Below are 4,181 nucleotides of genomic sequence, written 5' to 3' on the forward strand. Positions count from 1 at the left end.
GGCCAGAGGCGATGTCGGGGTCGTCTTCTGCGATGAGTACGCGCATGCGCGGGGCTCCTGGGGGCGGATGGGCCGCCCGCTGGACAGGGCGGGCCTCTCGGCTGCCGAGGGTAGCGGCAAACGGGGCGGAGGTGGCGGGCGAGGGCGGCCTGCGCGCACCCGGCGCTGGCCCTTCGTTCAGTCCTGCAGGCCGGGCTCACCCTCGGCCAGCGGCACCCGCGATCCGTCCAGCAGGCCGCGGCTGAGCTTGCCGTCCTCGATGAACAGCAGTTCGCCGTTCTCGCCATTCTTGATGCTGCTGTCGATGGCAATCACGCGGCCGTCGTGGAAGCTGCTGACGTGTGGCATCGAGGTGTGGCCGACCACGATGCGCCTGAGTTGGAGACGGTCGAGCACCGCCTGCACGCCCTGGCTGTCCAGGCGCCCGTCGAAGTAGCCGCGGTACCAGATCGGGCTGGTCTTGCCGTCGTACAACGGTGCGGTGGCGGGGTCTGCCTTCACCTCGGCCTTGGGAATGCCCAGCGAGGCCTGGTAGGCGGCATTGGTGTGGGCCGGGTCCAATGCCATCTGCACCGCTTCGGGCGAGATGCCGCCGTGCAGGAACAGGGTATCGCCGATCTGCAGCAGCACCGGCCGCGTGCGCAGCCACTGGCCGATCACCGAGTCGGCACCATACAGCTGCGGGTAGCTGCGACCGAGCAGCTGCGCGCTGCGCAGGTACTTCGGGTTGACGTACCGCAGGTCGTCGTACAGCACCATGGTCTCGTGGTTGCCGAGCACGAAATGCACCGCGCCACCGGCGGCGGCTGCCTGCTGCTGCAGGCCATACAGCAGCCAGAACGCTTCGGTCACCTGCGGGCCGCGATCGAACACGTCGCCGGCGATCACCAGCGTGTCCGTGCCCAGTGCCCAGCGGTCCTGCGTGTCGATCACCCGGTTGGCGCGCAACAGGCGGACCAGCAGCTCGTACTGGCCGTGGATGTCGGACACGGCGACGATGCGCGGCACGGCCGGCAGCACCGATGCCGACGGCGCGTTCGGCGGCAGCACATGCACCGCATGCGGGTAGCCGCAGCGCGAGGCAACCTCCGTGCCATCGGTGCCTGCCTGCACGCTGTGGGTTTCCACCTGGTCCTGGCAGATCCACTGCGCTTTCAGCTGCGCGCCTTCACGGAACAGGTAAGGGCCGTCGCTGTCCACGTGCTCTGCGGGTGCTGCCACGTCGCGGGCAGAGGCCGGTGGTGCGGCCAGCAGCAGGACCAGTGGCAGCAGGATCGACAGGGTTCGGGCGTAGTTCGGCATCGACGGCATCCAGCGGCAGGAGACGAGCGATGCTAACCGCCCACGAAAGCCACCGGTGTGCGCGAATGGGCGGATCAGGCCCGGCCGCCTTCTCCCTTGAGCTTGCGCACGCGGGTATCGGCGGCGCGCACGGGCTGACCGTCACGGCCATGGGGTTGCATGTAGGGCAGCGGCCGGCGGCTGCTGGATTCGATCAGTTGCGAGTGTGCTTCGCCAGCAGCGAAGCAATGCCGTTCTCCCCATTGGCGCAGGGCCACCAGCAGCGGAAACAGGTCCTGGCCGGCCGCGGTCAGCACATAGTCCTGGTAGGCGCTGCCATCGGCGGCGGGCTGCTGCACCAGCAGCCCCGCCTCGACCAGGCGCCGCAGGCGGTCGCTGAGGATGTTGCGCGCCGCGCCCAGGCTGCGCTGGAAATCGCCAAAGCGACTGACGCCATCGAAGGCATCGCGGATGACCAGCAATGCCCAGCGGTCGCCGAGCAGATCGGCGCTGCGGGCCACGGGGCAGGGGCTGTTGGCGTGCATGGCGGACTCCTCGATTGTGGTTGCAGTTTAAAACCAGTGACGCTACCGTGCACGTAGTTTTAAAATGCAACCACATTGATGATGCCTTTGCTTTCCCGCCCCGTGTTGGGCCTGCTCGCCATTGCTGCCGGTGCCAGCGTGGCCAACGTCTATTTCGCGCAGCCGCTGCTGGAGCGCCTGGCCCATGATTTCGCCCTGGATGCCGCCGTGGCCGGTGCAGTGCTGGCCGCCACCCAGGCCGGCAGCGTGCTGGCCCTGCTCGGGCTGCTGCCGTTGGCTGATCGTGGCGACCGCCGTCGACTGTTAAGGATGCAACTGCTGGCATTGGTCGTGGCGCTGCTATGGCTGGCCGCCGCCCGCAGCACCGCGTGGTTGCTGTCGGGCATGCTGCTGGCAGGGCTGCTCGGTACGGCGCTCACCCAGGGACTGATCGCCTACGTCGCCAACCTCGCTGCACCGGAGCAACGCGGGCGGGTGGTCGGCATGGTCCAGGGCGGCGTGTTCATCGGCCTGCTGTCGGCACGCGTGGTCTCAGGTGCGGTAGCCGCCGTAGCGGGATGGCGCGCGGTGTACCTGCTGTCGGCATTGCTGATGGCGGCGCTGGCGCTGCTGCTGTGGCGGCGTCTGCCGCACGTGCCGGTGCCTGCAATGCCGCCGTCGTGGCGCAACCTGCTGCGTTCGATGGCCGATATGCTGCGGCAGGATCGCGCGCTGCGCGAACGCGGGCCGCTGGCATTGTTCCTGTTTGCCGGCCTCAACGTGTTCTGGGCCGCGGTGCCACTGCCGTTGTCGGCGCCGCCGTTGAACTGGTCGACCGCCGCCATCGGCGCGCTGGGCCTGGCCGGCATCATCGGCGCACTACTGGCAGCGCGGGTCGGGCACTGGATGGATCGTGGCCTTGCCCACCGGGTGAGCCTGGGGGCGCTGCTGCTGATGCTGGTCGCCTGGGGGCCGTTGCTGGGCCTGCCGCATTCGCTGGCCCTGTTGCTGCTGGGCGTAGTGGTGCTGGATCTGGGCGGGCAGGCGTTGCATGTGTCCAACCAGGCCCTGCTGCTGCGTGCACCGGCCGAACAGCATGGACGCTTGGTGGCGCTGTACATGCTGTTCTATGCCGTGGGCAGCGGTGTGGGGGCTGCGGCGGGCACCTGGACGCAGGCGCGCTATGGGTGGCCGGCGGTGTGTGCGCTGGGCGCGGGCATCGCCTTGCTGGGCTTGGCTTGGTGGACGGCGTGGCGCATTCCGCGCAAGGCCGCCCGGTAACGCCGACGCCGTTCGACGCCCTACCGCGCGCGCTGCAGGCTCAACGTTGCAGCGCGCGTCGTCCTGGTGCCTCGGGCAGGGCTTCGTCGGCCACCACCACCCGGTTGCGGCCTTGCCGCTTGGCGGCGTACATCGCCGCGTCGGCGCGCGCCATCAGCCGCTCGTAATCGGGATGCCCATCGTGCCCGGCCACGCCGATGCTGGCGGTCAGCCCCAGCGTCTGTCCATTGGGCAGGGTGATCGGCGATTGTGCGATCTGCCGACGCAGGCTTTCGGCAATCACCTCCGCCTGCGACTCGCTTGCCGCCACCAGCACCACCACGAACTCCTCGCCGCCGTAGCGGAACAGGTAGTCACTGCCACGGGTCTGCTGGCCGAGCAGGGCGGCGACGTGCTGCAGTGCGCGATCGCCGGCGTCGTGGCCGTGGCCATCGTTGATCGCCTTGAAATGATCCAGGTCCAGCAGCAACAGCGAGAACGGCGTGCGGTTGCGCGTGGACAACTCGATCTCACGACGCAGCACGGTCGGCAGGAAGCGTCGGTTGAGCAGGTTGGTCAACGCATCGCTGCCCGCATCCAGTTCACCGATGCGTTCGAACAGCAGGGTCATCAGGTTGCGGATGGTGGCCAGGTCTTCGCGGATCATCGGCAGGGCGGTCAGCCGCCGTGCCGGATCTTCATCGGTGGCGCGCTGCAGGCGGCTGTCGATGCGTGCCATCAGCTGGCCCACCTGCTGCGTCTCGCTGCTTTCGCCGAAGCTGGGAATGCCCTTGTGGGTGAACCACAGGCCGAATTCCGAGCTTGCCAGACTGGCGTTGTCGGCACCTGTCGCATGGCCGGCGAGGGTGTACAGGAGGGTATTTTCCCAATCCAGCAGCAGGGCGCGCTGGCGCTCGCGCTCCGTGCTGACGTTCTGCACCAACGAGAACAGCCGGTACGCCGCATCGGTGCGCGAAGAGCGCTCACGGGCGTGCGTGTAGGCCAGCGTCATGCCTTCCATGGCGATGTCCATGATCGCGCTGAGGCAATCGATGGCGGCGAAGGCAGTGTCGTTGTCAGCGGCGTCGGCGCGCAGGCGGACGAACAGTTCGTGCT

General features: G+C 68.5%; 4 protein-coding genes. 1 reads left to right on the forward strand and 3 read right to left on the reverse strand.

The annotated features are described in order from the left end of the window. Positions 1–177: 177 nt before the first annotated feature. Positions 178–1,302, reverse strand: coding sequence for a metallophosphoesterase (locus AB4Y84_RS14940; RefSeq protein WP_442243784.1), 1,125 nt, complete (start codon positions 1,300–1,302; stop codon positions 178–180). A gap of 74 nt (positions 1,303–1,376) precedes the next feature. Further along, entirely contained in the window at positions 1,377–1,826 is a 450-nt protein-coding gene (locus tag AB4Y84_RS14945; protein WP_223494591.1) for a winged helix-turn-helix transcriptional regulator, read from the reverse strand. Between the two features lie 78 nt (positions 1,827–1,904). Here AB4Y84_RS14945 and AB4Y84_RS14950 point away from each other — a divergent pair, with 78 nt between their 5' ends. Continuing rightward, positions 1,905–3,086, forward strand: a complete 1,182-nt coding sequence (locus AB4Y84_RS14950; protein WP_442243783.1) for an MFS transporter — start codon at positions 1,905–1,907, stop codon at positions 3,084–3,086. Positions 3,087–3,126: 40 nt separating this feature from the next. Here AB4Y84_RS14950 and AB4Y84_RS14955 read toward each other — a convergent pair. Beyond that, a partial coding sequence (locus AB4Y84_RS14955; protein WP_442250360.1) for a diguanylate cyclase occupies positions 3,127–4,181 on the reverse strand: 1,055 nt, incomplete at its 5' end.

Source organism: Stenotrophomonas sp. 2YAF22 (assembly GCF_052114665.1).
GTDB lineage: Bacteria > Pseudomonadota > Gammaproteobacteria > Xanthomonadales > Xanthomonadaceae > Stenotrophomonas > Stenotrophomonas indicatrix.